This window comes from uncultured Xanthomonas sp. (assembly GCF_964278005.1).
GTDB lineage: Bacteria > Pseudomonadota > Gammaproteobacteria > Xanthomonadales > Xanthomonadaceae > Xanthomonas_A > Xanthomonas_A sontii.
The window spans coordinates 150,993-175,312 of the sequence record NZ_CAXYKF010000020.1; the positions used below are offsets into that span (position 1 = coordinate 150,993).

At 70.4% G+C, this 24,320-nt stretch carries 26 protein-coding genes and 2 tRNA genes; 20 read left to right on the forward strand and 8 right to left on the reverse strand.

Going from position 1 to position 24,320, the window contains the following annotated elements:
- Positions 1–59: 59 nt before the first annotated feature.
- The gene (pobA, locus tag ACHWVH_RS13395) at positions 60–1,238 is read left to right on the forward strand and encodes a 4-hydroxybenzoate 3-monooxygenase (RefSeq protein WP_394687344.1); all 1,179 of its coding nucleotides are present in this window, start codon (positions 60–62) and stop codon (positions 1,236–1,238) included.
- Positions 1,239–1,688: 450 nt separating this feature from the next.
- Positions 1,689–2,177: a nuclear transport factor 2 family protein gene (locus tag ACHWVH_RS13400; protein ID WP_295928759.1), complete on the forward strand. Its 489-nt coding sequence runs from the start codon at positions 1,689–1,691 to the stop codon at positions 2,175–2,177.
- Between the two features lie 87 nt (positions 2,178–2,264).
- Here the strand turns inward: ACHWVH_RS13400 and ACHWVH_RS13405 are convergent, their stop codons facing one another.
- The 3 genes from ACHWVH_RS13405 to ACHWVH_RS13415 are packed head-to-tail and all read right to left on the reverse strand — an operon-like array spanning position 2,265 to position 5,153.
- A complete protein-coding gene (locus ACHWVH_RS13405; protein WP_148828151.1) occupies positions 2,265–3,248 on the reverse strand; it encodes a PDR/VanB family oxidoreductase in 984 nt (327 codons plus the stop codon).
- A 49-nt stretch (positions 3,249–3,297) separates the two neighbouring features.
- A complete protein-coding gene (locus ACHWVH_RS13410; protein ID WP_267093318.1) occupies positions 3,298–4,047 on the reverse strand; it encodes a GntR family transcriptional regulator in 750 nt (249 codons plus the stop codon).
- A gap of 29 nt (positions 4,048–4,076) precedes the next feature.
- Positions 4,077–5,153 carry an aromatic ring-hydroxylating dioxygenase subunit alpha gene (locus ACHWVH_RS13415; RefSeq protein ID WP_295928764.1) on the reverse strand — a complete coding sequence of 359 codons (1,077 nt, stop codon included), beginning with the start codon at positions 5,151–5,153 and terminating at the stop codon, positions 4,077–4,079.
- 327 nt (positions 5,154–5,480) lie between these two features.
- Here ACHWVH_RS13415 and ACHWVH_RS13420 point away from each other — a divergent pair, with 327 nt between their 5' ends.
- The 8 genes from ACHWVH_RS13420 (at position 5,481) to pcaC (ending at position 12,145) form a co-directional block, all read left to right on the forward strand.
- Positions 5,481–6,170, forward strand: coding sequence for a 3-oxoacid CoA-transferase subunit A (locus tag ACHWVH_RS13420; RefSeq protein ID WP_394687345.1), 690 nt, complete (start codon positions 5,481–5,483; stop codon positions 6,168–6,170).
- Complete coding sequence (locus tag ACHWVH_RS13425) at positions 6,158–6,829, forward strand: 3-oxoacid CoA-transferase subunit B (protein ID WP_295928766.1); 672 nt, start codon at positions 6,158–6,160, stop codon at positions 6,827–6,829. Before ACHWVH_RS13420 ends, ACHWVH_RS13425 begins: the two co-directional genes overlap by 13 nt.
- Entirely contained in the window at positions 6,826–8,034 is a 1,209-nt protein-coding gene (gene pcaF / locus ACHWVH_RS13430; protein ID WP_267121758.1) for a 3-oxoadipyl-CoA thiolase, read from the forward strand. Before ACHWVH_RS13425 ends, pcaF begins: the two co-directional genes overlap by 4 nt.
- An 86-nt stretch (positions 8,035–8,120) precedes the next feature.
- Entirely contained in the window at positions 8,121–8,840 is a 720-nt protein-coding gene (gene pcaH, locus ACHWVH_RS13435) for a protocatechuate 3,4-dioxygenase subunit beta (protein ID WP_267085487.1), read from the forward strand.
- Between the two features lie 4 nt (positions 8,841–8,844).
- Positions 8,845–9,402, forward strand: a complete 558-nt coding sequence (gene pcaG, locus ACHWVH_RS13440; RefSeq protein ID WP_320739853.1) for a protocatechuate 3,4-dioxygenase subunit alpha — start codon at positions 8,845–8,847, stop codon at positions 9,400–9,402.
- Positions 9,403–9,468: 66 nt separating this feature from the next.
- Positions 9,469–10,821 (forward strand): 3-carboxy-cis,cis-muconate cycloisomerase, encoded by a 1,353-nt coding sequence (locus ACHWVH_RS13445; RefSeq protein WP_394687346.1) that lies wholly within the window; start codon positions 9,469–9,471, stop codon positions 10,819–10,821.
- A gap of 112 nt (positions 10,822–10,933) precedes the next feature.
- On the forward strand, positions 10,934–11,713 hold the full coding sequence (gene pcaD / locus ACHWVH_RS13450; protein WP_394687347.1) for a 3-oxoadipate enol-lactonase: 780 nt from the start codon (positions 10,934–10,936) through the stop codon (positions 11,711–11,713).
- Between the two features lie 39 nt (positions 11,714–11,752).
- Positions 11,753–12,145 (forward strand): 4-carboxymuconolactone decarboxylase, encoded by a 393-nt coding sequence (gene pcaC / locus ACHWVH_RS13455; RefSeq protein WP_394687348.1) that lies wholly within the window; start codon positions 11,753–11,755, stop codon positions 12,143–12,145.
- A gap of 16 nt (positions 12,146–12,161) precedes the next feature.
- Here pcaC and ACHWVH_RS13460 read toward each other — a convergent pair whose 3' ends face one another.
- On the reverse strand, positions 12,162–12,608 hold the full coding sequence (locus ACHWVH_RS13460; RefSeq protein WP_394687349.1) for a winged helix-turn-helix transcriptional regulator: 447 nt from the start codon (positions 12,606–12,608) through the stop codon (positions 12,162–12,164).
- Between the two features lie 132 nt (positions 12,609–12,740).
- Between ACHWVH_RS13460 and ACHWVH_RS13465 the strand changes: the two genes are divergently transcribed.
- Positions 12,741–14,018: an MFS transporter gene (locus ACHWVH_RS13465; protein ID WP_394687350.1), complete on the forward strand. Its 1,278-nt coding sequence runs from the start codon at positions 12,741–12,743 to the stop codon at positions 14,016–14,018.
- Here the strand turns inward: ACHWVH_RS13465 and ACHWVH_RS13470 are convergent.
- The 3 genes from ACHWVH_RS13470 to dapA all read right to left on the reverse strand — a co-directional run bounded on the left by ACHWVH_RS13470 (position 13,912) and on the right by dapA (position 17,034).
- Entirely contained in the window at positions 13,912–14,781 is an 870-nt protein-coding gene (locus ACHWVH_RS13470; RefSeq protein WP_295917990.1) for an IclR family transcriptional regulator C-terminal domain-containing protein, read from the reverse strand. The genes ACHWVH_RS13465 and ACHWVH_RS13470 overlap by 107 nt on opposite strands.
- A gap of 802 nt (positions 14,782–15,583) precedes the next feature.
- Positions 15,584–16,108, reverse strand: a complete 525-nt coding sequence (locus tag ACHWVH_RS13475; protein WP_010343910.1) for a hypothetical protein — start codon at positions 16,106–16,108, stop codon at positions 15,584–15,586.
- A gap of 17 nt (positions 16,109–16,125) precedes the next feature.
- Positions 16,126–17,034 (reverse strand): 4-hydroxy-tetrahydrodipicolinate synthase, encoded by a 909-nt coding sequence (gene dapA, locus ACHWVH_RS13480; RefSeq protein ID WP_394687351.1) that lies wholly within the window; start codon positions 17,032–17,034, stop codon positions 16,126–16,128.
- A 166-nt stretch (positions 17,035–17,200) separates the two neighbouring features.
- Here dapA and ACHWVH_RS13485 point away from each other — a divergent pair, with 166 nt between their 5' ends.
- The 9 genes from ACHWVH_RS13485 (at position 17,201) to ACHWVH_RS13525 (ending at position 23,157) form a co-directional block, all read left to right on the forward strand.
- Positions 17,201–17,776, forward strand: a complete 576-nt coding sequence (locus tag ACHWVH_RS13485; protein ID WP_087943489.1) for a glycine cleavage system protein R — start codon at positions 17,201–17,203, stop codon at positions 17,774–17,776.
- Positions 17,777–17,841: 65 nt separating this feature from the next.
- Entirely contained in the window at positions 17,842–18,321 is a 480-nt protein-coding gene (locus ACHWVH_RS13490) for a peroxiredoxin (RefSeq protein ID WP_152245538.1), read from the forward strand.
- A gap of 82 nt (positions 18,322–18,403) precedes the next feature.
- Entirely contained in the window at positions 18,404–19,804 is a 1,401-nt protein-coding gene (locus ACHWVH_RS13495; protein ID WP_043095042.1) for a PhoH family protein, read from the forward strand.
- A 29-nt stretch (positions 19,805–19,833) separates the two neighbouring features.
- A complete protein-coding gene (locus ACHWVH_RS13500) occupies positions 19,834–20,295 on the forward strand; it encodes a hypothetical protein (protein ID WP_052250903.1) in 462 nt (153 codons plus the stop codon).
- Positions 20,296–20,379: 84 nt separating this feature from the next.
- On the forward strand, positions 20,380–21,048 hold the full coding sequence (locus ACHWVH_RS13505) for a YoaK family protein (protein WP_043091876.1): 669 nt from the start codon (positions 20,380–20,382) through the stop codon (positions 21,046–21,048).
- Positions 21,049–21,095: 47 nt separating this feature from the next.
- Positions 21,096–21,905 carry a bifunctional hydroxymethylpyrimidine kinase/phosphomethylpyrimidine kinase gene (thiD, locus tag ACHWVH_RS13510; protein ID WP_295911507.1) on the forward strand — a complete coding sequence of 270 codons (810 nt, stop codon included), beginning with the start codon at positions 21,096–21,098 and terminating at the stop codon, positions 21,903–21,905.
- The gene (locus ACHWVH_RS13515) at positions 21,902–22,771 is read left to right on the forward strand and encodes an alpha/beta fold hydrolase (RefSeq protein WP_320740936.1); all 870 of its coding nucleotides are present in this window, start codon (positions 21,902–21,904) and stop codon (positions 22,769–22,771) included. The genes thiD and ACHWVH_RS13515 overlap by 4 nt, the downstream gene beginning before the upstream one ends.
- A gap of 62 nt (positions 22,772–22,833) precedes the next feature.
- Positions 22,834–22,910: transfer RNA gene (locus ACHWVH_RS13520), tRNA-Arg, on the forward strand.
- Between the two features lie 170 nt (positions 22,911–23,080).
- Positions 23,081–23,157, forward strand: a tRNA-Arg gene (locus ACHWVH_RS13525).
- 232 nt (positions 23,158–23,389) lie between these two features.
- Here the strand turns inward: ACHWVH_RS13525 and ACHWVH_RS13530 are convergent.
- Complete coding sequence (locus tag ACHWVH_RS13530; RefSeq protein WP_267122550.1) at positions 23,390–24,184, reverse strand: SDR family NAD(P)-dependent oxidoreductase; 795 nt, start codon at positions 24,182–24,184, stop codon at positions 23,390–23,392.
- Positions 24,185–24,320 lie beyond the last annotated feature (136 nt).

Below are 24,320 nucleotides of genomic sequence, written 5' to 3' on the forward strand. Positions count from 1 at the left end.
ATGTCCTCGGCACGCCGCAACCGGAACACTGTGGGTCTGTCCCATTCTTCGGAGGACGTATGCGTACCCAGGTCGCCATCGTCGGCGCCGGCCCGGCCGGGCTGCTGCTCGGGCAGTTGCTGCACGGCCACGGCATCGACACCGTCATCGTCGAGCGGCAGACGCCGGAACACGTGCTGTCGCGGATCCGTGCCGGCGTGCTGGAGCAGGGCACCGCCGACCTGCTGTGCGCCGCCGGTGCCGGCGCGCGCATGCGGCGCGAAGGCATCGTCCACCACGGCTTCGAACTGGCGCTGGAGCAGCGCCGCGAACGCATCGAACTGAGTGCGGCGACCGGTGGCCGCGCGGTCACCGTCTACGGCCAGACCGAAGTGACCCGCGACCTGATGGACGCACGCCGCGCCGCCGGCGCCGCCACCCTCTATTCCGTCGAGGATGTGCAGTTGCACGACATCGCCGGGCTGCAGCCGTGGCTGAGCTTCCTGCAGGATGGCGTCACGCAGCGCCTGGATTGCGACTACGTGGTCGGCTGCGACGGCTTCCACGGGGTCAGCCGCCGCGCGATCCCGGCCGAGGTGCTGCGTGTGTACGAACGGGTCTATCCGTTCGGCTGGCTGGGCGTGCTGGCCGACACTCCGCCGGTGGCCGACGAACTGATCTATGCGCGCAATGCGCGTGGTTTCGCGCTGTGCAGCATGCGTTCTCCCACCCGCACCCGCTACTACGTGCAGGTGCCGGCGGACGAGCGGGTGGAGGACTGGTCGGACGATCGCTTCTGGGACGAACTGCGTCGGCGTCTGCCCGACGACGTGGCGCAGGCGCTGGTCACCGGTCCCTCGCTGGAGAAGAGCATCGCGCCGCTGCGCAGTTACGTCGCCGAACCGATGCAGTACGGCCGCCTGTTCCTGGCAGGGGATGCCGCGCACATCGTGCCGCCGACCGGCGCAAAGGGCCTGAACCTCGCTGCCGGCGACGTCGGCCTGCTCGCGCACCTGTTCGCGCAGGCGCAGCAGGAGCGCAGCGACGCGCCGCTGCAGCGCTACTCGGAACTGGCCCTGCAGCGCGTGTGGAAGGCCGAGCGCTTTTCCTGGTGGATGACCACGATGCTGCATCGCTTCCCAGACGAGGACGCGTTCAGCCGGCGCCTGCACGATGCAGAACTGGACTACCTGCTCGGCAGTGCCGCCGGACGCGCGACCATTGCCGAGAATTACGCGGGATTGCCGTTGGCGGTTTAGCGGGGGGATTGGGGAGTCGGGATTGGGGATTCGTAAAGCCGCGTCCCGGTTCCCCTGCGCACGTCGATGGTGTCCTTTCTCCGCTTTCTTTCAATCCCGAATTCCGAATTCCCACTCTCGACAGAAGAGCCGTCGGTCATTGCGATCGATGACGGCGATCAGGCGCGCCGATGGATGAGGGTGCAGAGCGCCAACACATCGCGGCGCCATGCACTGCATGCGCACCTTCAGGTGCGTGTTACCGCGCCATTTCTGATATCGAGGTAACTGTGGCGATTCTCCCAGACCAGGAAAAAAAGCCGGTAAATCCGCGTGCTTTTCGCGATTTACTGCCTCGCGCAGGCACGGCGCGTTGCTACGCTGCAGCCGCGCCGGTGCCGACGTTGCCGCGCATCGCGGTAGCGCAGCGGCACTGCGCATTCCCCCTGTTCCCCCATCGGAGAGTCTTCCATGAAGATCCGTTTTCAGGCCTGTCTGCTGGCGCTGCTGCTTGCGCTCCCGGTCGCGTCCGCGTTCGCGCAGACCGCGGTCACCGCCAATCCCAACCACGCGCAGCTGCTGCACGGCGAGGACTGGCGCACCACCTCCAACAAGCGCCTGGTCTACGACTTCTGGCGCATCGTGTTCGAAGCTGGGCACGCCGAATATGCGCCGATGTACATGGCCAAGGATTACATCCAGCACAACCCGAACGTGGCCAACGGCCGCGATGCGTTCCTGGCGTTCCTGACCTCCTTCGTCAAGCCGACGCCGATCCGGCCGCGCGTGCAGTTGCCGCTGGTGGCGATCCTGGCCGAGGGCGACTACGTGACCCTGGTGTCGGTGCGCACGCTGCCCGATCCCAAGGACGCCAGCAAGACCTACACCACCACCTGGTTCGACATGTTCCGCATCCAGAACGGCAAGATCCAGGAGCATTGGGACGCGGCGACCAAGTGAGGTCGCGTCGCGCGCGTTGATCGCTGGCAGGCGCCGTCCACCCGCGTGGACGGCGCCTGCGCGCTGCGAGGGGAATGCGCGCAGGCGTCAGAACGCGTCGGCGCGGTAGCCGGTGTCGATGCTGACGCTGCCGCCGAGCGCGCGCGAGACGCAGGCGCACAGCTTGCGGTTGCTGTGGCGCTGTTCGTCGCTGAGGAACACGTCGCGGTGGTCCAGCGGCGCGGCCGCGTCCAGCACCTCGACCACGCACAGGCCGCATTCGCCGCGGCGGCAGTCGGCCATGACTTCCACGCCGGCCGCGCTCAGCGCATCCAGCAGCGACTCGTTCTCGGCGACCTGCACGGTCTTGCCCAGCGCCGGTACCTGCACCACGAACGGCTGCGCCGGTGCGTTGCCGCTGTTGCCGAAGGTCTCGAAATGCAGGCGTGCACGCGCGCGGCCGTCGTCGCGCCAGCGTTGCCGCAGTTCGTCCAGCAGTGGCAGCGGGCCGCAGGCGTAGACGTCGGCGTTGCGCGGCCACTGCGCGATCTGCGCGGCCAGCTCGAGCTGACCCAGGTGCTCCGGGCAGAACAACTGCAAACGCTCGCCAAGCAGCTCCTGCAGATGCTCCAGGTAGGCCATGCTGGCGCGGCTGCGGCCGGCGTAGAGCACCTGGAACGGGATGCGCCCGCGCGCCAGCCGTTGCGCCATGCCCAGGATCGGGGTGATGCCGATGCCGCCGGCGACCAGCACGATGTGCTCGGCGGTCTCGTCCAGCGCGAAGTGGTTGTTGGGAGAGGAAATCTCCAGTTGGTCGCCTGGCGCCAGCGTCCACATCGCGCGCGACCCGCCGCGGCTGCCTGGCACCGCGCGCACCGCGATGCGGTAGTGGCCGTCTGCGGCGGGTTCGCCGACCAGCGAGTAGGAGCGCTCGTGCCAGGCCTCGCCGATGCGCACGCGCACGTCGAGGTGGCTGCCCACGCTAAAGGAGCGGCTGGCGCGACCGGGATCGAGGACGATCTCGCGCACGTCCTGGCACGGCGTGGCGACGGCGACGACGCGGGCGGTGGTCCACTGGGTGTCTTTGCGCATGGCGGGGTCCGGCAGGCGGGAAGGGGAGACGGGCGTCTGTGCGCCGCGATCAGGTGGGTGGGCGGCGCCGCAGCAGGCGGCTGCCGGGGATCTGGCCCAGCGCGTTCTGGTCGTGCAGGGCGTGGTGGGCGTTGCGTTGCGCCAGCCGCGCGTGTTCGCGCATCAGCGCTTCGGCGCGCGCGCCTTCGCGGCGCACGATCGCGTCCAGCACCTGACGGTGCTGGTCCTGCGCGATCGACAGCACGGTGGCGGCCTGGCCGCGTTCGAGCACGAAGCTGCTCGGCGAGGCGAACGGCAACTGCGCGACGCGAGCGAACTCGCGTGAGAGTAGCGCACTGCCGGCCATCTCGAACAACAGGGCATGCCATTGCGCGTTGCAATCGACATAGCGGGCGAAGGCCTCCTCGCTCAGCGGTCGCGCCGCCAGCACGGCGTCGATCTGCGCCAGCAACGCCTGCGCCCGCGCCAGCAAGGCCGGCTCGGCACCGCGCTCGGCCGCGCGGCGCGCGGCCAGCCCTTCCAGGGTGCCGCGCAGTTCGATGGCGTCGTCCACATCGGCCTCGTCGAACGCCTGCACCGCGTAGCCGCCGCCACGCAGCGGCTGCACCAGGCCTTCCTCGGCCAGTCGCTGCAGGGCGGCGCGCACCGGCGTGCGCGAGACGCCCAGGCGCTCCACCAGCGCGACCTCGGACAGGCGCTCGCCGGCGGGCAGGGCGCCGGCCAGGATCAGCTCGCGCACTTCCAGCAGGGCGCGGGTGGTCTGCGCGGCACTGGAGCGGAACGGATGCGCGGCGGACATGGCGGTGGCTCCGGGATCCTGGCGGCGGTTCATCCGACCATGCGCAGCTGCAGGTCCTGGTTGCGCTGCTCGGCGGCGACCATGCGCTCGATCAGCCGCCGCGCCCACATGCCGCCGGCATCGACGTTGAGGTTGTAGAACACGTGGTCCGGATGCGCGTCGATGGCGCGCTGCTGCGCTTCCAGGATCAGCTCGTCCTCGCCGAACACACCGCTGACGCCGTCGCGCAGGCGCGTGGTGATCGACTGCTCGTGCAACGAATGGTTGCGCGCGAATGCCCAGAAGTAGTGGCACGTGCGATCGGTTTCCGGGGTGATGGTGTTGAGCACGTAGCCGTTGACCCCGCGCGAGCGATCGCCCTGCGGCGCGCCGCTGCCGGCCACCGCCACGCCCACATCGATGGCGATGGTGCAGGGCGCCTCGAAGCGGATGATCTGCCAGCGGTCGACCTTGCCGCGGTAGCCGCGCGCGTGCTCGATCTGCCAGGCCCAGAACGGCGGCGGGTCGATGTCCAGCATCCAGCGCGAGACCACCGTGCTGCGTTCGCCATGGACCACGTCGAACGGAGCCTCGGCGACCTCGTCCTGGCCGATGCTGGAGCCATGCACGAAGGTCTCGTGGGTCAGGTCCATCAGGTTGTCCAGCACCAGCCGGTAGTCGCACTTGACGTGGATGGTGCGGCCGTCGCCGGCCCAGGCCGGGTCGTCGTTCCAGTGCAGGTCCGGCACCAGTGCGGGGTCGGCCAGCGCCGCGTCGCCCGGCCACACCCAGACGTAGCGGTGCCGTTCCACGGTGGGAAAGCGGCGCACGCAGGCGGACGGATTGATCGTGTCTTGCGAAGGCATGTGCACGCAGCGCCCGTTCGCGTCGTAGACCAGGCCGTGGTAGCCGCAGACCACGTCGTCGCCGCGCAGCCGGCCCATCGACAGCGGCACCAGCCGATGCCAGCAGGCGTCTTCGAGCGCGGCCACGCGGCCGCTGCTGGTGCGGTACAGCACGATGTCCAGGTTGCACACCTTGCGTGGCAGCAGCGCGTGCTTGACCTCGTGATCCCAGGCGATGGCGTACCAGGCATTGAGCGGAAATGCCGGAGCGGACGACTGCATGGCGGCGACCTCGATTGTGTATACAACAGGCTGGGGAAGATCCTTGCGTGTTGCGGGCCGATGGCGAATGCGCACTGCCATCGCGCCGTCGCCCGATGCGGGGCGACGGCGGAATGTATACAACAGGGCGGGACCGGCACGCCGTTGCCATGGCGTTAAATTGTTCGTTTATCGAACTATGCATCCGATAATCGGATTGACCGCCCGCCAGCGCCGGCCTAACGTGGCCTCCCGGAGCGACCTGGAGGAGGATGTCGTGGCAGACCTTGTAATGCGCTTGCGCCCACGCGCGCTGCGCCCGCGGCCGGCGACGGTGGAGCGGCGCCGATGATCGACAAGACCCTGGCTTCGTGCGCCGACGCAGTGGCCGACATCCACGATGGCGCCACGGTGATGATCGGCGGCTTCGGTACTGCGGGCATGCCCGATGCGCTGATCGATGCGTTGATCGCGCAGGGCGCGCGCGAGCTGACCATCGTCAACAACAACGCCGGCAACGGCGAGACCGGGCTGGCCGCGCTGATCAAGCACAAGCGCGTGCGCAAGATCGTGTGCTCGTTCCCGCGGCAGAGCGACTCGCAGCACTTCGACGCGGCCTACCGCGCCGGCGAGCTGGAACTGGAGCTGGTGCCGCAGGGCAACCTGGCCGCGCGCATCCACGCGGCCGGCAACGGCCTGGGTGCGATCTTCACCCCGACCGGCTACGGCACCGAGCTGGCCGCCGGCAAGGAGACCCGCGAGATCGACGGCCGCCACTACGTGCTGGAGTATCCGATCCGCGCCAATTTCGCGCTGATCAAGGCGCACCACGGCGACCGCTGGGGCAACCTGGTGTACCGCAAGACCGCGCGCAACTTCGGCCCGCTGATGGCGATGGCCGCGACCTGCGCGATCGTGCAGGTGGAGAAAGTGGTGGAACTCGGTGCGCTGGATCCGGAAGCGGTGGTGACGCCGGGCATCTTCGTGCAACGCGTGGTGGCGGTGGCCACCGCACAGGAGGGCGCATGCACGCATTGAACGGGCGCGGCATCGACCGCAACGCGCTGGCCGCGCGGGTGGCGCGCGACATCCCCGAGGGCGCCTACGTCAACCTGGGCATCGGCCTGCCGACCGCGGTGGCCAACTTCCTGCCGGCGGACAAGGAGATCTTCCTGCACAGCGAGAACGGCCTGCTCGGCATGGGGCCGGCGCCGCCGCCGGGGCAGGAGGACCTGGACCTGATCAACGCCGGCAAGCAGCCGGTGACGCTGCTGACCGGCGGCTGCTATTTCCACCACGCCGACTCGTTCGCGATGATGCGCAGCGGGCGCTTGGACGTGTGCGTGCTCGGCGCGTTCCAGGTGTCGGTGCATGGCGACCTGGCCAACTGGAGCACCGGCGCGGCCGATGCCATCCCCGCGGTCGGCGGCGCGATGGATCTGGCGATCGGCGCCAAGCAGGTCTACGTGATGATGGAGCTGCTGACCAAGCGCGGCGAGCCCAAGCTGGTGAACGCCTGCAGCTATCCGTTGACCGGACTGCGCTGCGTCTCGCGGGTATACACCGACCTGGGCGTGTTCGCGCTGGGGCGGGACGGCGCGCGCGTGCTCGAACTGGTCGAAGGCGTGAGCCTGGACGACCTGCGCCAGGCCACCGGGCTGGCGCTGACCCTGGCCGATTCCACGGAGGCGGCATGAACGAGGCCTACATCATCGACGGCATCCGCACGCCGATCGGCCGCTACGGCGGCGCCCTGGCCGGGGTGCGTGCGGACGATCTCGGTGCGGTGCCGCTGCAGGCGCTGCTGGCGCGGCAGCCGCAGCTGGATCCGGCGCAACTCGACGACGTCTACCTGGGCTGTGCCAACCAGGCCGGCGAGGACAACCGCAACGTCGCGCGCATGAGCCTGCTGCTGGCGGGCCTGCCGTTCGGCGTGCCGGGCAGCACGGTCAACCGCCTGTGCGGTTCCGGCCTGGATGCCATCGGCACCGTCGCGCGCGGCATCCGCGCCGGCGAGCTGGGCCTGGCCATCGCCGGCGGCGTCGAGTCGATGTCGCGTGCGCCGTGGGTGATGGGCAAGGCCGACAGCGCCTTCGCCCGCAACCAGCAGCTCGAAGACACCACCATGGGCTGGCGCTTCGTCAATCCGAAGCTGCAGCAACTGTATGGCGTGGAGCTGATGGGCGAGACCGCCGAGAACGTGGCCGCACGCTACGGCATCTCGCGCGAGGACCAGGACGCCTTCGCCCTGCGCAGCCAGCAGCGCACCGCGGCCGCGCAGGCCGCCGGTTTCTTCGACGGCGAGATCGTGCCGGTGACCGCGCCGGGCAAGAAGCGCGGCGAGACCATCGAGGTCGGCGTCGACGAGCATCCGCGCGCCGACACCACGCCCGAGGCGCTGGCCAGGCTCAAGCCGATCTTCCGCCAGCCCGGCACGGTCACCGCCGGCAACGCCTCGGGCATCAACGACGGCGCCGCCGCGCTGCTGCTGGCCAGCGCCGCGCAGGTGCAGGCGCTGGGCCTGACCCCGCGCGCACGCGTGCTGGGCTTCGCCAGTGCCGGCGTGGAGCCGGCCTACATGGGCATCGGCCCGGTGCCGGCCACGCGCAAGCTGCTGGCGCGGCTGGGGCTGTCCATCGGCGACTTCGATGCGATCGAACTCAACGAGGCGTTTGCCGCGCAGGGCCTGGCCTGCCTGCGCGAACTCGGCGTCGCCGACGATGCCGCCCACGTCAACGCCAACGGCGGCGCGATCGCGCTCGGTCATCCGCTGGGCATGAGCGGCGCGCGCCTCGCCCTGACCCTGCTGCGCCAGCTCGAGGCCAGCGGTGGTCGCCGCGGTCTGGCGACCATGTGCATCGGCGTCGGCCAGGGCGTGGCGCTGGCGATCGAGCGGCTGTAGCCGCTCGCCCCATCGACGCTGTGCCCCGCACGCCTGCATCATCCTTCCAGCCAACCGGCTCCGCGTGGAGCCAGCGAGACCGCACGATGCGCGACGACACCCCCATCGATCCCCTGCTCGGCTATCGCCGCCCGTACCCCGGGACGCAGCCGGCCTACCTGCACCCGCCCTACGCCTCCACCGGCGCGCGCGGTCCGAGCCGCGATCCGATCGCGATCCCGCTGACCCTGTCCGAAGCGACCGGCCCGACCCTGGACCGCACCACCCTGGGCGAACACGCCGCCGATCTCACCGCCGGCTTCCCCGGCGCGCCGCTGGGTGAGCGCATCATCGTCAGCGGGCGCCTGCTCGACGAGAACGGCAAGCCGGTGCGCAACAGCGTGGTCGAGGTGTGGCAGTGCAACGCCGCCGGCCGCTACCTGCACGCGGGCGACCAGCACGACGCGCCGCTGGATCCCAACTTCACCGGCACCGGCCAGGTGCTGACCGACGACCACGGCCGCTACCGCTTCACCACCATCAAGCCCGGCGCGTATCCGTGGCGCAACCACTACAACGCCTGGCGCCCGGCGCACATCCATTTCTCGCTGCACGGCGACGGCATCGGCCAGCGCCTGGTCACCCAGATGTATTTCCCCGGCGACCCGCTGCTGGCGTTCGACCCGATCTTCAACTGCGTGGAGGATCCCAAGGCGCGCGAGCGCATGGTCTCCGCGTTCGACTGGGAGACCACCGCCAACGAGTTCGCGCTGGGCTACCGTTTCGACATCGTCCTGCGCGGACGCAAGCAGACCCCTTGGGAGTGAGGCGATGAGTTTCCAGGCAACCCCTTCGCAGACGGTGGGCCCCTATTACCGGATCGGGCTGGAGCCGCTGTACCGCACCGAGATCGCGCCGGCGCAGGCGCAGGGCACCCACGTGGAGATCGCCGGCAGCGTATTCGACGGCAACGGCGCACCGGTCGGCGATGCGCTGCTGGAGATCTGGCAGGCCGATGCCGCCGGCATCTACGACCATGCCGCCGATCCGCGCCGCGGCGAACACGATCCCGCCTTCCACGGCTGGGGCCGGGTACCGACCGACGCGCAGGGCCGCTTCGCCTTCCGCACGGTCAAGCCCGGGCGCGTCGCCGGGCCCAAGGGCCTGCAGGCGCCGCACCTGGTGGTGTTGGTGTTCATGCGTGGCCTGCTGCGCGCCGCACCGACCCGGCTGTATTTCGGCGACGACGACCTGGAGGGCGACGCGATCCTGGCGCAGGTGCCGGCCGAGCGCCGCTCGACCCTGATCGCGCAACCGCTGGCGCCCAACCGCTACCAGTGGGACGTGCGCATGCAGGGCGAGCACGAGACCGTGTTCTTCCGCTACTGAGCGCAGCGACATCCCGCACAGGCTGCAGCGGTTACGCTGCATGATCTCTCCACCGCCTACGAACCGATGAGCGTCTCCGAGTCCCTGTTGCGTCCGCTGTTCGGCGATCCGGCCGTCGATGCGCTGTTCGACGACCGCGCGCGCCTGCAGGCCATGCTCGACGTGGAAGCGGCGCTGGCGCGCACGCAGGCACGCTGCGGGGTGATCCCGGCCAGCGCGGCGGCACCGATCGCCGCCGCCTGCGATGCCGCGCGCTACGACATGGCCGCGCTGGCCGTCGCCACCGCGCTGGCCGGCAATCCAGCGATCCCGCTGGTCAAGGCGCTCACCGCGCAGGTCGCCGCCGCCGATGAAGACGCCGCGCGCTGGGTGCACTGGGGCGCGACCAGCCAGGACATCATCGACAGCGGCGCGGTGCTGCAACTGCGCGCCGCGCTCGACCACGTGGAAGCGCAACTGGACGCGCTGTGCACGGCGCTGGCGGCGTTGGCGCAGCGCGAGCGCGACACCGGGCTGCCCGGGCGCACCCTGTTGCAGCAGGCGGTGCCGGTGACCTTCGGGCTGAAGGCCGCAGGCTGGCTGGACGCGCTGCAGCGCAGCCGCCGACGCCTGCAGGCGCTGCGCGAAGATGCGCTGGTGCTGCAGTTCGGCGGCGCCGCCGGCACCCTGGCCGCGCTGCAGTCGCAGGGCCTGGCCGTGGCCGAGGTGCTGGCGGCGGAGTTGCGCCTGCCGTTGCCGGCGCTGCCCTGGCACGCGGCGCGCGACCGGATCGGTGAGATCGGCGCGGCGTTCGCGCTGCTGGCTGGCAGCCTCGGCAAGATTGGCCGCGACGTCGCCTTGCTGATGCAGTCGGAAGTGGCCGAGGCGTTCGAACCGGCGGCGGCGGGCAAGGGCGGCTCCTCGGCGATGCCGCACAAGCGCAATCCGGTCGGCTGCGTGGTCGCGATCGCCGCGGCCACGCGCGCGCCCGGCCTGCTGGCGACCTTGTTCGCGGCGCTGCCGCAGGAACACGAGCGCGCGGTCGGCGGCTGGCATGCCGAATGGGAAACCTTGCCGGAACTGGTGCGCCTGAGCGCCGGCAGCCTGGCCCAGGTGCGGGTGCTGGCCGAGGGCCTGGAGCTGGACCGCGCGCGCATGGCCGCGCATCTGGACAGCCATGGCGGCCTGCTCTACGCCGAGGCGGTGGCGGTGACCCTGGCTGCGCATCTGGGCAAGGCTGCCGCGCACGCGCTGGTGGAAACCGCGGTGCGCCGCGCGCTGGCCACGCAGCAGCACCTGCGCGCGGTGCTGGCCGAGGAACCGCAGGTGACCGCGGTGCTGGCGCCGGCGGATCTGGATGCGCTGTTCGCCAGCGACAGCTGGCGCGGCATGGCGACGGTGTGGATCGAGCGCGTGCTCGCCGCGCAGGCGCGCGCGTGAGCCGTCGCGCCGTGCCTGTCTGCCGCAGCGTCGGCGCCACGTTCTAGACTTGCCGGTGCCGCGCGGTTCCATGCCGCGACGGCCCCTTCCACTTTCCCTGCGAGCGCCGCCCATGCCGATCCTCGACCTGCCCACGCATCGTCTGCATTACCGCATCGACGGCAGCGAAGGCCGTCCGTGGCTGACCCTGTGCAACTCGCTCGGCACCGACCTGCACATGTGGGACGCGCAGATTGCCGCGCTGGCGCCGCACTTCCGCGTGCTGCGCTACGACCGTCGCGGCCATGGCGCGTCCACCACCCCGCCGGCGCCCTATGCCATCGCCGACCTCGGCGGCGACGTGGTGGCGCTCTGGGATGCGCTGTCGATCGAGCGCAGTCATTTCTGCGGCCTGTCGATCGGCGGGCTGACCGGGCAGTGGCTGGGCCTGCACGCGGGCGAGCGCCTGCTCAGCCTCACCCTGTGCGCCACCGCGGCCAAAATCGGCAGCGCCGAGAGCTGGCAGGCGCGCATCGAGCAAGTGCGCGCCGAGGGCCTGGCGCCGCTGTGCGACGGCACCCGCACGCGCTGGTTCACCCCGGCCTTCGCCGAGGCGCAGCCGGCGACCGTGGAGGCGATCCTGGAGAGTTTCCGCGCCACCGATGCGCAGGCCTACATCGGCTGCTGCCAGGCGCTGGCCGGGGCCGACTTCCGTGCGCGCCTGGGCGAGATCCGCGTGCCGGTGCTGGCCGTGGCCGGGCACGACGATCCGGTGTGTCCGCCGACCGATCTGCAGGCCATCGCCGCGCAGGTGGCGCAGGGCGAGGACGCCGAGGTGCATGGTCGCCACCTGTGCAATGTCGAGTCACCGCACGCCTTCAACGACGCGCTGCTGCGCTTCCTGCTGCAGTAGCCAACGCCCGCTTTTCCCCACGTTTCAGGAGTCGCCCCGATGGACGAGAACGAACGCTACGCCGCCGGCCTGCAGGTGCGCTGCGCGGTGCTCGGCGATGCCCACGTCGACCGCTCGCTGGCCGCGCGCACGCCGTTCACCGAGGAATTCCAGGAGTTCATCACCCGCACCGCCTGGGGCACGGTGTGGACCCGCGAGGGCCTGCCGCGGCACACGCGCTCGCTGCTGACCCTGGCGATGATGGTGGCGCGCGGCCACGACGAAGAGTTCAAGCTGCACGTGCGCGCCGCGCGCAACAACGGTGTCAGCGCCGACGAAATCAAGGAAGTGCTGCTGCAGGCGGCGATCTATTGCGGCGTGCCCGCGGCCAACCACGCCTTCGCCCTGGCCGCGCCGATCCTGGCCGAGCAGGCCGCCGAAGGCGGCGCATAGCGCGCGCCGCGCGCGCTCAGCGCACCTTGCGCACTTCGGTGACCGCCGGGCTCAGCCGCGTGCCATCGGCGGCGCGCGGCTGCATGCGCGCGACCGGCTTGCCGGTGCGCGTGTCGATCAGCACCGAGTGGCGCTCGCCGTGGTCGAACAGATGCCGTTCGCCCCACTGTCGCAGCGCCAGCACCACCGCGAACAGATCCTCGCCCTTGGCGCTCAGCGCGTACTCGCGGTAGGCGCTGCCGTCGGACGCCTCGCGCGTCTCCAGGATGCCGGCCTCGACCAGCTTGCGCAGCCGGTCGGCCAGGATGTTGCGGGCCATGCCCAGGCTGCGCTGGAAGTCGCCGAAGCGGCGCACCCCATCGAAGGCATCGCGCACGATCAGCAGCGACCAGCGGTCGCCGATCAGGTCGGCGCTGCGCGCCACCGGGCAGGGCGACGCGGGCAGGGCAGGGCGGGACGGCATCGGCGTTTCCGGTCGGCGCTCGGCGGCAGTGGTTGCATTTTAAAACCTATCGGCCTAGCCTGAAACAAGTTTCGTTTTGAAACTTCAATGGGCGAGTCTTCGATCATGCACTCCGTCACCGCGGTCCCCTCCATGCCGCGTCGTCTGGTCTGGCTGTTCGCCATCGCCAGCGGCCTGAGCGTGGCCAACGTCTATTACGCGCAGCCGCTGCTGGATGCGCTTGCAGCGGATTTCCGCATCGGCCCGGCAGCGGTGGGCGGCGTGGTCAGCGCCGCCCAGGTCGGCTGCGCGCTGGCCCTGCTGTTGCTGGTGCCGCTGGGCGACCTGGTGGAGCGTCGGCGTCTGATGGCAGCGCAGGCGCTGGGACTGGTCGCGGCGCTGGTCGCGGTGAGCGTGGCGCGGTCGGCGTCGGTGTTGCTGGCCGGCATGCTCGCCGTCGGCATGCTGGGCACGGCGATGACCCAGGGCTTGATCGCCTATGCCGCCAGCGCCGCGGCGCCGCAGGAGCAGGGGCGGGTGGTCGGTGCGGCGCAGGGCGGTGTGTTCATCGGCCTGTTGCTGGCGCGGGTGTTCGCCGGCGGCGTCAGCGACCTGGCCGGCTGGCGCGCGGTCTATGGCGGGGCCGCGGCGCTGATGCTGGCGCTCGCGCTGCCGCTGTGGCGCTGGTTGCCGGCGCTCTCGGTGCCGCCGCAGCCACTGCGCTATCTGCGCCTGATCGCGTCCATGCTGACGCTGCTGCGGCAGGAGCGTGTGTTGCAGGTGCGCGGTGTGCTGGCGCTGTTGATGTTCGCGGCGTTCAACATCTTCTGGAGCGCGTTGGTGCTGCCATTGCGCGCACCGCCGTACGCGTTCTCGCACACCGCCATCGGCGCCTTCGGTCTGGTCGGCGCGGTCGGTGCGCTGGCGGCCGCGCGGGCCGGGCACTGGGCCGACCGCGGCCATGCCCAGCGCACCAGCGCCGCGGCGCTGGTGGTGTTGGTGCTGGCCTGGTGGCCGCTGTCGTGGCTGCCGCACTCGCTGGCCGCGCTGCTGCTTGGCATCGTCCTGCTCGACCTGGCCGGGCAGGCCTTGCACGTCACCAGCCAGAGCATGATCCTGCGCGGCCGGCCGCACGCGCACGGCCGGCTGATCGGCCTGTACATGCTGTTCTACGCGGTGGGCAGCGGACTGGGCGCGATCGGCACGACCGCGACTTACGCGCAGGCCGGCTGGGTGGGCGTGTGCCGCCTGGGGGCGGCGGTCAGCCTGCTGGCGCTGCTGTTCTGGTGGGCGACGCGGCGGCTCGGCGCGGCGCCCGCGGCGCTCAGTCCAGCACCCGGCTCAGGCGCTGCGCCGCCTGCCGAAGTGCCGGCAACACCGTGCTCTGCAGGCTGCCCAGGGTCATCCGCGCCACCGAGCTGCCGACGTTGAGCGCGGCGACCACGCGGTCCTGGCGGTTGCGCACCGGCACCGCCACCGAGCGCAGGCCGATTTCCAGTTCCTGGTCCACCACCGCATAGCCGTCGCGCTGCACGCGCTCGAGCAGGGCCTGGAACTGCGCGCGGTCGGTGACGGTGCGTTCGGTGCGCGGGCGCAGCGGATTGCGCTCCAGGTAGCTGTTCAAGGTGTCGCCCGGCTGCGCCGCCAGCAGCACCCGGCCCATCGAGGTACAGTACGCCGGCAGGCGGCTGCCGGCGCGCAGGCCGATCGACATGATCCGCACGGTTTCCGCACGCGCCACGTACAGCAGGTCGTCGCCGTCGAGCACGCCCAGCGAGCAGGACTCGTGCAGGTCGTCGCGCAGCGCATCCAGCACCGGCTGCGCCGCCACCGACAGCGCGGCGGTGGACAGGTAGCCGCTGCCGATGCCCAGCGCGCGCGGCAACAGCACGTAGCCGCGGCCGTGGGTGCCGGCGTAGCCCAGCTTCTCCAGCGTGTACAGCACGCGCCGCACCGCCGCGCGCGGGATGCCGGTGTCGGCGCTGAGCTGGGCCATGCTGACGTCGCGGCTGTGCTGGCCGAAGGCGCTGAGCACGGCCAAACCGCGTGCCAGCGAGGTCATGAAGTTCGGGTCGCCTTCGCACTCGCCGATGCGCCGCATCAGTTCCGCGGCCAGGCCGCGCTCGGGCGGGGTGGGGGCGGTGGCGGCGCGCGCGGTGCGGCGTGCGCGAGGGGGACGCGGGGACTCGGACATGGAAGCGGCGGCGGCGGCGATGCGTCCGATGGTAGTGGCTGTACTCGCGGGCGTCGATGCTGGGGTGTGGTCGAGGGCGCCAGGCGCCAGGCGATCGTCCCGCGTCATGAAGCAGATGGGCGCTGCGACAGCCGCTCCTACGGTTCTTTTTCGTCCGACACGCAAATCTCAAGCGAAAGCAAAGGCTTTCGCCCTTACGGGCGAGTTACTTTTCTTTGCTCGCGCAAAGAAAAGTAACCAAAAGAAAGCGCGCCCTGCCTCGCGCCCTCCGCGCTGCGCGCTCCGGGTCCGCGTCCATCCCGGGGATCCGCGGAAGGGGCATCCTGCCCCTGCCGCGGACGGCGTACATCCATGTACGCCGCCCTCCGGGTGTTTCCCCGCGACGGCCGCCGCTGCGGAAGGGAACCCGGTAAGTCAAAAGCCAAAGCCACATCAAAAGCGACTGCGACAGCAGCGCACGCCTGCGTCATTGCAATGGCTGCCAATGAGCACACTACTCGTGATCACCTACGTCGCCTGTTGTTCGTCGAGGGCACGCAAGAAGACTGGTTTCCGCAGCAGCTGCTGCAGGCGCAGCTCACACACGGCGAAACGGCCCCGCACGGGACTTGCGACACGTTGGCTGGGTGCACTGTGGGAGGGACTTCAGTCCCGACGCCTTGAGGTTGGATACCTAGCGGGCGTCATGTATCTCGGCCGCGTGGCAGTTGGCTCCTACGGAAAACAAAACGGGCGCACAAGGCGCCCGTTTCGCATGCTAACCGCATGGCAGCCCGGCGCATACGCCGGACCCGCCGTCGGCTCAGTGACCCAGCTTGGCCTTCAGCGCGGCGATCAGCTTGACCGGCGCCTCGCCGGTGGCCGGCAGGCCGCGCGGATCCACCGCCGAGACGTACACGCCGGCATCCACCGCCACCACGCGCACCAGGAAGTTGCTGCCTTCGTAGGCCACGTCGTAGGAGCCCAGCAGCTGCGCGCGGCTGGCGATGGTGACGCCTTCGATGCCGCCCAGCGCGTCGCCGACCTGGCCGAACACCTGGTCGCGCGTCCCCGGCACCACGAAGCCGCTGTTCGACGCCGCCGGGGCCTGGCCGGCCGGGGCCGCAGGACGCTGCGCCGAAGCCAGCGCCGGCACCTTCATCGCCGCCGAGGTATCGGGCGAGGTCAGATCCGGCGGCACTTCCAGCGGACGCATGTCGGGCGCCAGCGCGTAGTCGCCGCGCGGCTTGCCCTTGTGGAACCAGCTGCAACCGCTGGTGGCCGCGACCAGGGTGGTCGCCAGCACGGCGGCCGACAGCACGCGGACGTAGGGAACGGAAGCACGCATCAATCAATCTCCTGGAGTCAGGCCGCGAGCGTTTCGCGGCTGGATAGGTCTTCCAACGCGGCAGCGTCGGCGGCAAGTCGGTCGGCCGTGGCATGGTGCGCCGCGGACAGCGGCAGCAGCGGCAGCCGCAGGCCGTGGCCGATCCCGGCGCGCTGCAGCAGCGCTTTGACCGGAATCGGGTTGGATTCGATGCCGCAGAACGCATGGAACGGCTGCAACCGCGCGTCCCAGGCCTGCGCCGGCTCGGCCTGGCGCGCACGCGCCAGGTCGCAAAGGCGCCGGTAAGCGCGCGGCAAGGCATTGGAGGCGACCGAGATCAGCCCGTCATAGCCGGCCAGCATCGCCTGCGCGGCGCTGCCGTCGTCGCCGCTGAACACGGCAAAGCGATCGCTGCGCAGGGCGGCGAGCGCGGCGATGCGCTGCGGGTCGCTGCTGGCATCCTTGATGCCGACGATGTTCGGGTGCTGCGCCAGGTGCGCCACGGTCTCCGGCAGCAGGTCGCAACCGGTGCGGCCGGGCACGTTGTACAGCACCACCGGCAGGCCGCCCTGCTCGGCGACCGCGGTGTAATGCGCGACCAGCCCGGCCTGGGTCGGGCGCACGTACGGCGGCGTCACCACCAGCGCGTACTGCGCGCCACCGGCGGCGGCGCGCTGGGTCAGCGCCACGGTCTTGGCGGTGCCGGACAGGCCGGTCCCGGCCAGCACCGGTACGCGCCCGCCGATCGACTGCACCGCCTCGCGCAGGATCCGGTCGTACTCCTCGTCCAGCAGCGTGGCCGCCTCGCCGGTCGATCCCGCCACCACCAGCCCCTGCACGCCGCCGTCGAGCTGGCGTTTGAGCAGCCGCTGCCAGGCGTCGAGGTCGAGGTCGCCATTGCCCTGGAAGGGCGTGGCCAGGGCGGTGATGATGCCGGAGAGGGACAAGATGCCGGGTGCTCGCTGGGAGAAGAGGGCCGCGCAGGCTGCGCGGACGGGTCGGCCCCGCACGCGGGGCAGGGTCGCCCCGCATGTTACTTGCGGCCCGAAAGCGCGGGCAAGTATGCTGCACACCATGCCGGGCGACCGCCCGGATGCCGTTCAGCCTTACGCAATGCCGGAAGCCCCTTTGACCGACACCACGCCCCGGCCCGCGCCGACCGAAAACCACCTCCTGATCAACGCCTACACGACGCATCCGGAGTCGCCCTTGTTGCCGGTGACGCGTCGCATCGCCGACAGCGGCTGCAATCTCGTCGATGCGCGCCTGGCCACAGTCGGCCGCGACGTGTCGGTGACCGCACTGGCGACCGGCTCGTGGGACTCGGTGGCCAAGCTCGAAGCCATGCTCACCCGCCTCGACCGCGAGGAAGGCATGAAGCTGGTGTGGTACCGCACCGGCGCCAAGCAGGCGCAGTCCAACCTGCTGCCGTACATCGTCGAAGTCATCGCCGCCGACAAACCCGGCATCCTGTTCCAGTTGGCCGACTTCTTCGACCGCCAGGGCATCACCATCGAGAACCTGCAGAGCACGCGCTACCGCGCCATGCAGACCGGCGCGGAGATGTTCTCGGCGCAGGTGACGATCGGGGTGCCGGCGAACATGCACATCGCCGCCCTGCGCGACGACTTCCTCGAATTCTGCGACCACCTCAACCTGGACGCGATCATGGACCCGATGAAGTTCTGAGTGCGCCGCGCTGGACACCGACGCAATCGAACGCAGATGATGGCGATGCACGCGGAGGACACCCCATGAAGGACGGCGACACCCTGGACCGCAGCACGCTGGCCTTGCCGCTGGCGCTGTCCGGCGGCGCCAGCGCCACGCTCGGCGATTACGCCGGCCGCTGGCTGGTGCTGTATTTCTACCCGAAGGACAGCACGCCCGGCTGCACCACCGAAGGCGTCGAGTTCAACGCACTGCTGCCGCAGTTCGAACAGGCCGGCGCCACTGTGCTCGGCGTGTCGCGCGACTCGGTGAAGTCGCACGACAACTTCTGCGCCAAGCAGGGCTTCCGCTTCGCACTGGTCAGCGATGCCGACGAGGCGCTGTGCCGCGCCTTCGACGTGATCAAGGAAAAGAACATGTACGGCCGCCAGGTGCTGGGCATCGAGCGCAGCACCTTCCTGCTCTCGCCGACCGGCCAGCTGGTCCGCAGCTGGCGCAAGGTCAAGGTTCCCGGCCACGCCCAGGCCGTGCTCGACGCGCTGCAGGCCGCCGCCCAGCAGTGATCACCGCCGTTTCCCGCACCCCGCATCGCCCTGCCCCGCAGGCAGCGATGGCGCGTCCCTGCTCCTCTTTCAGGAATCCATGATGACCCGAGGTAAGCGCATCTACGTGCTGGATACCAACGTGCTGATGCACGATCCGACCGCGCTGTTCAAGTTCGAGGAACACGACGTGTTCCTGCCGATGCAGGTGATCGAGGAACTGGACAATGCCAAGAAGGGCATGTCCGAAGTCAGCCGCAACGCGCGCCAGGTCAGCCGTTTCCTCAACGAGCTGATCGAGGGCGCAGGCGCCGAGCAGATCGAATCCGGCATTCCGCTCAGCCATCCGCAGGGCATCCAGCTCAAGAGCACCGGCGCCATCGGCCGGCTGTACTTCCAGGTGCGCCCGGTCGAGCCGGGGCGCAGCTTCGGCAGCGTGGCCCCGGACAACAAGATCCTTGCCGCGGTGCTGGCGCTGCGCGAGGAGCACCCGGAAATCCCGGTGATCCTGGTGTCCAAGGACATCAACCTGCGCATCAAGGCCGCGATCAGCGGCCTGGTCGCCGAGGATTACGAGAACGACCGCGCGCTCGACGATTTCAGTCTGCTCTACACCGGCGCGATCGAACTGCCGGAGGATTTCTGGCAGAAGCACAACCAGGACCTGCGCAGTTGGAGCGACAAGGGCCGCACCTGCTACGAGATCGCCCTGGCCGCCGACGAGGATTGGTATCCGAACCAGTACCTGTACCTGCCGGGCGAGGACGAAGTGGAACTGCGCGTGGTCAAGGTCAACGCCGAGCGCAAGGCGACGCTGGCGCTGGTCGACGACTTCCGCAGCGGCCAGCACGCGGTGTGGGGCATCGCCGCGCGCAACCGCGAGCAGAACTTCGCGCTCAACGCGCTGATGGACCCGGAAATCGACTTCGTCACCCTGCTCGGCACCGCCGGCACCGGCAAGACCCTGCTGGCGCTGGCCGCGGGCCTGGCGCAGACCATGGACCAGCAGCGCTACCGCGAGATCATCATGACCCGCGCCACGGTCAGCGTCGGCGAGGACATCGGCTTTTTGCCCGGCACCGAGGAAGAGAAGATGACGCCGTGGATGGGCGCGCTCACCGACAACCTGGAAGTGCTCACCCACACCCAGGAAGGCGGCACCTGGGGCCGCCAGGCCACCAACGACCTGCTCGCCAGCCGCATCAAGATCCGCTCGATGAACTTCATGCGCGGGCGCACCTTCCTGTCGCGCTACCTGATTCTGGACGAGGCGCAGAACCTGACCCCGAAGCAGATGAAGACGCTGATCACCCGTGCCGGCCCCGGCACCAAGATCGTGTGCCTGGGCAACGTCGAACAGATCGACACGCCGTACCTGACCGAGACCACCTCCGGCCTGACCTACGCGGTGGACCGCTTCAAGGCCTGGCCGCACAGCGCACACATCACCCTGCGCCGCGGCGAGCGCTCGCGCCTGGCCGACTACGCCTCGGAGGTCCTGTGAACGCGGCGGCCGGCGTGCGCCTGGCAGGCATGGCGCTGGCCATGGCCCTGCTCGGCGCCTGCGCCACCGCGCGCGGGCCGGCCATGGTGCCGACCGCGGTCAAGGCCGGGCAGTCGTGGATCGTCACCCGCAACAGCACCGCGACGCAGGTGCTGGACACCTGCTCGCGCGACAGCCCGGCGCGCCAGGACGGCGCGGTCACCGGCTACTGGATTCCGACCCCGGAGCAGATCGCGCAACTGGAAGCGCACCTGGCGCAACTGCAGCCGCAGATCGCCGACCCCACCGCGTCCGATCGCCAGTACGTCGGCATCCTGTACCGCGGCAAGCAGGCAATCTACGTCAACGCCTTCGCGCCGGACGACAGCAGCGAACGCGACCCCACGGTCGACGCGGTCAAGGCCTGCGGCGGCGGCAACCGTTTCTGGGGCGCGGTCTACGACCCGGCGAGCGCCAGCTTCTCCGAGATCGCGGTCAACGGCGCACGTTGAGATGGCTGCGGTCAGGTGCCACTGGCGGCGTGCCGGGGCGGCCGCACATCACGGGCGCCGCGCCGCGGCCGCACCGCGCGCGGCATGAACCTGGAACTGCCCCGCTGGGCCTGGGCCTTCGCGGGCACGCTGGCCGCGGTCGCCGGCATGGTCAACGTGGTCGGCTATCTCGGCTTCGAACATCAGGCGGTCACCCACCTCACCGGCACCACGACCCTGCTCGGCGCGGCGTTGGCCGATGGCGACGCCCGCGCGATCGCGCAACTGGTCGGCGTGGTCCTGGCCTTCCTCGGCGGATCGATGCTCGGCGGCTTCATCGTGCAGGACAGCCGCCTGCGCCTGAGCCGCCGCTACGGCGTGGCGCTGGCGCTGGAAGCGCTGCTGCTGCTGGCGGCGATGCAGGCGTTCAAGCAGCAGCAACTCGCCGGCGCCGTGCTCGCGGCGATCGCCTGCGGCCTGCAGAACGCCACCACCACCATCTACAGCGGCGCGGTGGTGCGCACTACCCACCTCACCGGCATGTTCACCGATCTGGGCATCGGCCTGGGCCAGGCGCTGCGCGGCCTGCCGCTGCCGCGCCGGCGCATCCGCCTGAGCCTGCTGATCATCGGCGGTTTTCTGTGCGGCGGCGTGCTCGGCGCCTGGGCCTATCGGCAGGTCGGCTTCGACGCACTGCTCGGCCCCGCCCTGCTGACCGGCACGGTCGGCACGCTGTACGCGCTGCAGGCGCACTACCGCAGCCGCGAGCGCTGAAGGCGCGGCCGAGTGCATAACCCGCGCCGGCCCTGCACAATCGGCGCATGAGCGAACCCACCGTCGTCTCCGCACTGAGCATCGCCGGCACCGATTCCGGCGGCGGCGCCGGCATCCAGGCCGACCTCAAGACCTTCGCTGCGCACCGCGTGCACGGGCTGGCGGCGGCCGCCGCGCTGACCGCGCAGCACACCCGCGGCGTCACCGCGGTGCACGTGCCGCCGCTGTCGTTCCTGCGCGCGCAGATCGATGCCTGCTTCGCCGACTTCGACATCGGCGCGGTCAAGCTCGGCATGCTCGCCAACGCCGAGGTGATCCACCTGGTCGCCGATGCGCTGCAAGAATATCGCCCACCCTGGGTGGTGCTGGACCCGGTGATGGTCGCCACCAGCGGCGCCAAGCTGCTGCAGGACGATGCCCTGGATGCGCTGCGCAAGCGCCTGCTGCCGCTGGCGACGCTGGTGACGCCGAACGTACCGGAAGCGCAGTTGCTGCTCGGCCGCCCGATCGACACCGCCGACGACGCCGAGCACGCCACCGCCGCGCTGCTCGAGGCCGGCGCGCAGGCGGTACTGCTCAAGGGCGGCCACCTGCAGGAAGGCCAGCGGGTGATCGACCGCTACGACGACGGCGTCAGCCGCAGCGAGTTCAGCCATGCGCGGCTGCCGCTGGACGCGCACGGCACCGGCTGCACCCTGGCCGCGGCGATCGCCGCACAGCTGTGCCAGGGCCTGGCGCTGCCGGCCGCCTGCGAAGCGGCGATCGACTATGTGGCGCGCGCCCTGCGCGGCAGTTACCGGCCCGGCCGCAGCGACGTGGCAGTGCTGGATCACTTCGGCGCGGCGCGCGGCCCATGAGCGCAGCGCCCATCGCCGCGGCGGCGGTCGCCGAGCACGCCCTGCCCGTCGCCGCAGCCGACGGCCATCGCTGGAGCTTGCTGGCGCGCGTTCCCGACGCACCGCGGCAGGCGCTGCTGTGGCTGCCGGCGCTGGGCGTGGCCGCGCGCCACTACCTGCCGTTCGCCGAAGCACTGGCCGCACACGGCGTCGCGGTGTTCCTGCACGAATGGCGCGGCAACGGCAGCAGCACGCTGCGGCCGTCGCGGCAGTGCGACTGGGGCTATCGCGCTCTGCTGCACCTGGATCTGCCCGCCAGCCAGGCGGCGATCGCCGGGTGCGGGATCGCGGCACCGCTGCTCGTCGGCGGCCACAGCCTCGGTGGACAGCTCGCCTGCTGCTACGCCAGCCTGCAGCCGCAGGCCTTCGCCGCGCTGTGGCTGGTCGCCAGCGGCACGCCGTACTGGCGCCGTTTTCCCGCGCCGCGCGGCTATCTGCTGCCGTTGGCGTACCGCCTGCTGCCATGGCTGGCGCAGCGGCAAGGCGTGCTGCATGGACGCCGCCTGGGCTTTGGCGGCACCGAAGCGCGCGGCCTGATCGCCGATTGGGCGCGCGTCGGCCGGAGCGGCCGCTACGCCGCGGCCGGCCTGGCGATCGACCTGGAGGCGCAACTGGCGCATCTGACGCTGCCGGCGCGTGGCGTGGTGCTGCAGGACGACTGGCTGGCGCCGGAGAGTTCGCTGCGCGGTCTGCTCGACAAGCTGGCCACGCCGGCGCCGCAGATCCGCTGCCTGGACGCCACGCAACTGGGCGTAGCCGCCGACCATTTCGCCTGGATGAAGCGGCCTGCGGCGGTGGCCGCGGCGTTGCTGGCCGGGGATCGGTGAAATTTTTCGGAAAGAGCATTGACGGGCCCGATCGACTCCCGCATAATTCCGCTCCTGACGACGCGCCCGTAGCTCAGTTGGATAGAGTACCTGGCTACGAACCAGGCGGTCGGGAGTTCGAATCTCTCCGGGCGCACCAGTCAGATGAAAAACGACAAGCCACCGCTTGTCGTTTTTTTTTGCCCTGCCGCGGCAAGGCAATCGCATCGAGACCGCTCCGGGAGCGCACTCGTTCGCGATTCGTCATGCCGACGACACGCAGGTGTAGACGAATCGCCGCAACTCGTGAATAATCCCGCGCCTGACAACGCGCCCGTAGCTCAGTTGGATAGAGTACCTGGCTACGAACCAGGCGGTCGGGAGTTCGAATCTCTCCGGGCGCACCAGTCAGATCAAAAACGACAAGCCAGCGCTTGTCGTTTTTTTTTGCCTGCGTGATTCCGATTGCACGACGCGCGCAACGACGAGTGACGCATGCACACGGAAGATGTGCCGATCACGGCACCGCCTCGCGCATCGGCACTTCAACTCCAGCGCCGGCGATCCGCCAGACATTACGAGGCGGCGGCGCGCGCCGCCTCGGCCTCGCGTGCGCGAATGCAGAGCCCCCTGCCCGGCTCAGGCGATGGTGTCCACCACGCCGCCATCCACGCGCAGCGCCGCACCGGTGGTCGCGGACGCCTGCGGCGAGGCGACGTAGACGCAGAGATTGGCGACCTCGTCCACCGTCGCGGCGCGGCGGATGATCGAGCTGGCGCGATGCGCCTTGACGAAGTCGGCAGCGACCTCGTCCAGCGGCTTGCCGGACTGCTGCACCTGGTCGGACAGCATGGCGGCGACGCCTTCCGTCAGCGTCGGCCCGGGCAGGATGGCATTCACGGTGACGCCGGTGCCGGCCATGCGCTTGGCCAGCCCGCGCGACAGGGCGAGATCGGCGGTCTTGGTCACGCCGTAGTGAATCATCTCGACCGGAATGTTGAGCGCGGACTCGGACGAGACGAAGAGCACGCGTCCCCACCCCTTGTCCGCCATCGCCGGCAGATACGCGCGGGAAAGCCGCACGCCGGACAGCACGTTCACCGCCAGGAAGCGCTCCCATTCCGCGTCGGGCGTGTCGAAGAAGTCCTGCATGCCGAAGATGCCGGCGTTGTTGACCAGGATGTCGACGGCGGGAAGCGCCGCGACGATCGCCTCGCAGCCGGCCGCGGTCGCCACGTCGCCCACTACGGCCCGCACGCGGGCATTGGCGAGGTCGCGCTTGAGGGCAGCCACCGCGGCCTCGGTGCGGGCCTGGTCGCGGCCGTTCAGCGCGACCTCGGCGCCCGCCGCGGCCAGGCCCTTGGCGATGCCGAAACCGATGCCGGCGGTGGAGCCGGTGACGAGGGCGGTTTTACCGGATAGATCGATGTGCATGGCTGTCTCCAAGGATGAGGGCGAGGATGAGGAGTCGCTTCGGCGCACTCCCTGCGAGGTCGTCGCCGCAGACACGGGCTGGCCGCGCCGGTCGCTCTGTCGATTCGTTGTGTCGATTCATCATGTGCGCCTCCAA

What these genes read in the sequence shown, in the direction of transcription:
- pobA (WP_394687344.1), top strand. Translation starts at nt 60, where the DNA reads ATGCGTACCCAGGTCGCCATCGTCGGCGCCGGCCCGGCCGGGCTGCTG.
- ACHWVH_RS13400 (WP_295928759.1), top strand. Translation starts at nt 1,689, where the DNA reads ATGAAGATCCGTTTTCAGGCCTGTCTGCTGGCGCTGCTGCTTGCGCTC.
- ACHWVH_RS13405 (WP_148828151.1), bottom strand. Translation starts at nt 3,248, where the DNA reads ATGCGCAAAGACACCCAGTGGACCACCGCCCGCGTCGTCGCCGTCGCC.
- ACHWVH_RS13410 (WP_267093318.1), bottom strand. Translation starts at nt 4,047, where the DNA reads ATGTCCGCCGCGCATCCGTTCCGCTCCAGTGCCGCGCAGACCACCCGC.
- ACHWVH_RS13415 (WP_295928764.1), bottom strand. Translation starts at nt 5,153, where the DNA reads ATGCAGTCGTCCGCTCCGGCATTTCCGCTCAATGCCTGGTACGCCATC.
- ACHWVH_RS13420 (WP_394687345.1), top strand. Translation starts at nt 5,481, where the DNA reads ATGATCGACAAGACCCTGGCTTCGTGCGCCGACGCAGTGGCCGACATC.
- ACHWVH_RS13425 (WP_295928766.1), top strand. Translation starts at nt 6,158, where the DNA reads ATGCACGCATTGAACGGGCGCGGCATCGACCGCAACGCGCTGGCCGCG.
- pcaF (WP_267121758.1), top strand. Translation starts at nt 6,826, where the DNA reads ATGAACGAGGCCTACATCATCGACGGCATCCGCACGCCGATCGGCCGC.
- pcaH (WP_267085487.1), top strand. Translation starts at nt 8,121, where the DNA reads ATGCGCGACGACACCCCCATCGATCCCCTGCTCGGCTATCGCCGCCCG.
- pcaG (WP_320739853.1), top strand. Translation starts at nt 8,845, where the DNA reads ATGAGTTTCCAGGCAACCCCTTCGCAGACGGTGGGCCCCTATTACCGG.
- ACHWVH_RS13445 (WP_394687346.1), top strand. Translation starts at nt 9,469, where the DNA reads ATGAGCGTCTCCGAGTCCCTGTTGCGTCCGCTGTTCGGCGATCCGGCC.
- pcaD (WP_394687347.1), top strand. Translation starts at nt 10,934, where the DNA reads ATGCCGATCCTCGACCTGCCCACGCATCGTCTGCATTACCGCATCGAC.
- pcaC (WP_394687348.1), top strand. Translation starts at nt 11,753, where the DNA reads ATGGACGAGAACGAACGCTACGCCGCCGGCCTGCAGGTGCGCTGCGCG.
- ACHWVH_RS13460 (WP_394687349.1), bottom strand. Translation starts at nt 12,608, where the DNA reads ATGCCGTCCCGCCCTGCCCTGCCCGCGTCGCCCTGCCCGGTGGCGCGC.
- ACHWVH_RS13465 (WP_394687350.1), top strand. Translation starts at nt 12,741, where the DNA reads ATGCCGCGTCGTCTGGTCTGGCTGTTCGCCATCGCCAGCGGCCTGAGC.
- ACHWVH_RS13470 (WP_295917990.1), bottom strand. Translation starts at nt 14,781, where the DNA reads ATGTCCGAGTCCCCGCGTCCCCCTCGCGCACGCCGCACCGCGCGCGCC.
- ACHWVH_RS13475 (WP_010343910.1), bottom strand. Translation starts at nt 16,108, where the DNA reads ATGCGTGCTTCCGTTCCCTACGTCCGCGTGCTGTCGGCCGCCGTGCTG.
- ACHWVH_RS13485 (WP_087943489.1), top strand. Translation starts at nt 17,201, where the DNA reads ATGCCGGAAGCCCCTTTGACCGACACCACGCCCCGGCCCGCGCCGACC.
- ACHWVH_RS13490 (WP_152245538.1), top strand. Translation starts at nt 17,842, where the DNA reads ATGAAGGACGGCGACACCCTGGACCGCAGCACGCTGGCCTTGCCGCTG.
- ACHWVH_RS13495 (WP_043095042.1), top strand. Translation starts at nt 18,404, where the DNA reads ATGACCCGAGGTAAGCGCATCTACGTGCTGGATACCAACGTGCTGATG.
- ACHWVH_RS13500 (WP_052250903.1), top strand. Translation starts at nt 19,834, where the DNA reads ATGGCGCTGGCCATGGCCCTGCTCGGCGCCTGCGCCACCGCGCGCGGG.
- ACHWVH_RS13505 (WP_043091876.1), top strand. Translation starts at nt 20,380, where the DNA reads ATGAACCTGGAACTGCCCCGCTGGGCCTGGGCCTTCGCGGGCACGCTG.
- thiD (WP_295911507.1), top strand. Translation starts at nt 21,096, where the DNA reads ATGAGCGAACCCACCGTCGTCTCCGCACTGAGCATCGCCGGCACCGAT.
- ACHWVH_RS13515 (WP_320740936.1), top strand. Translation starts at nt 21,902, where the DNA reads ATGAGCGCAGCGCCCATCGCCGCGGCGGCGGTCGCCGAGCACGCCCTG.
- ACHWVH_RS13530 (WP_267122550.1), bottom strand. Translation starts at nt 24,184, where the DNA reads ATGCACATCGATCTATCCGGTAAAACCGCCCTCGTCACCGGCTCCACC.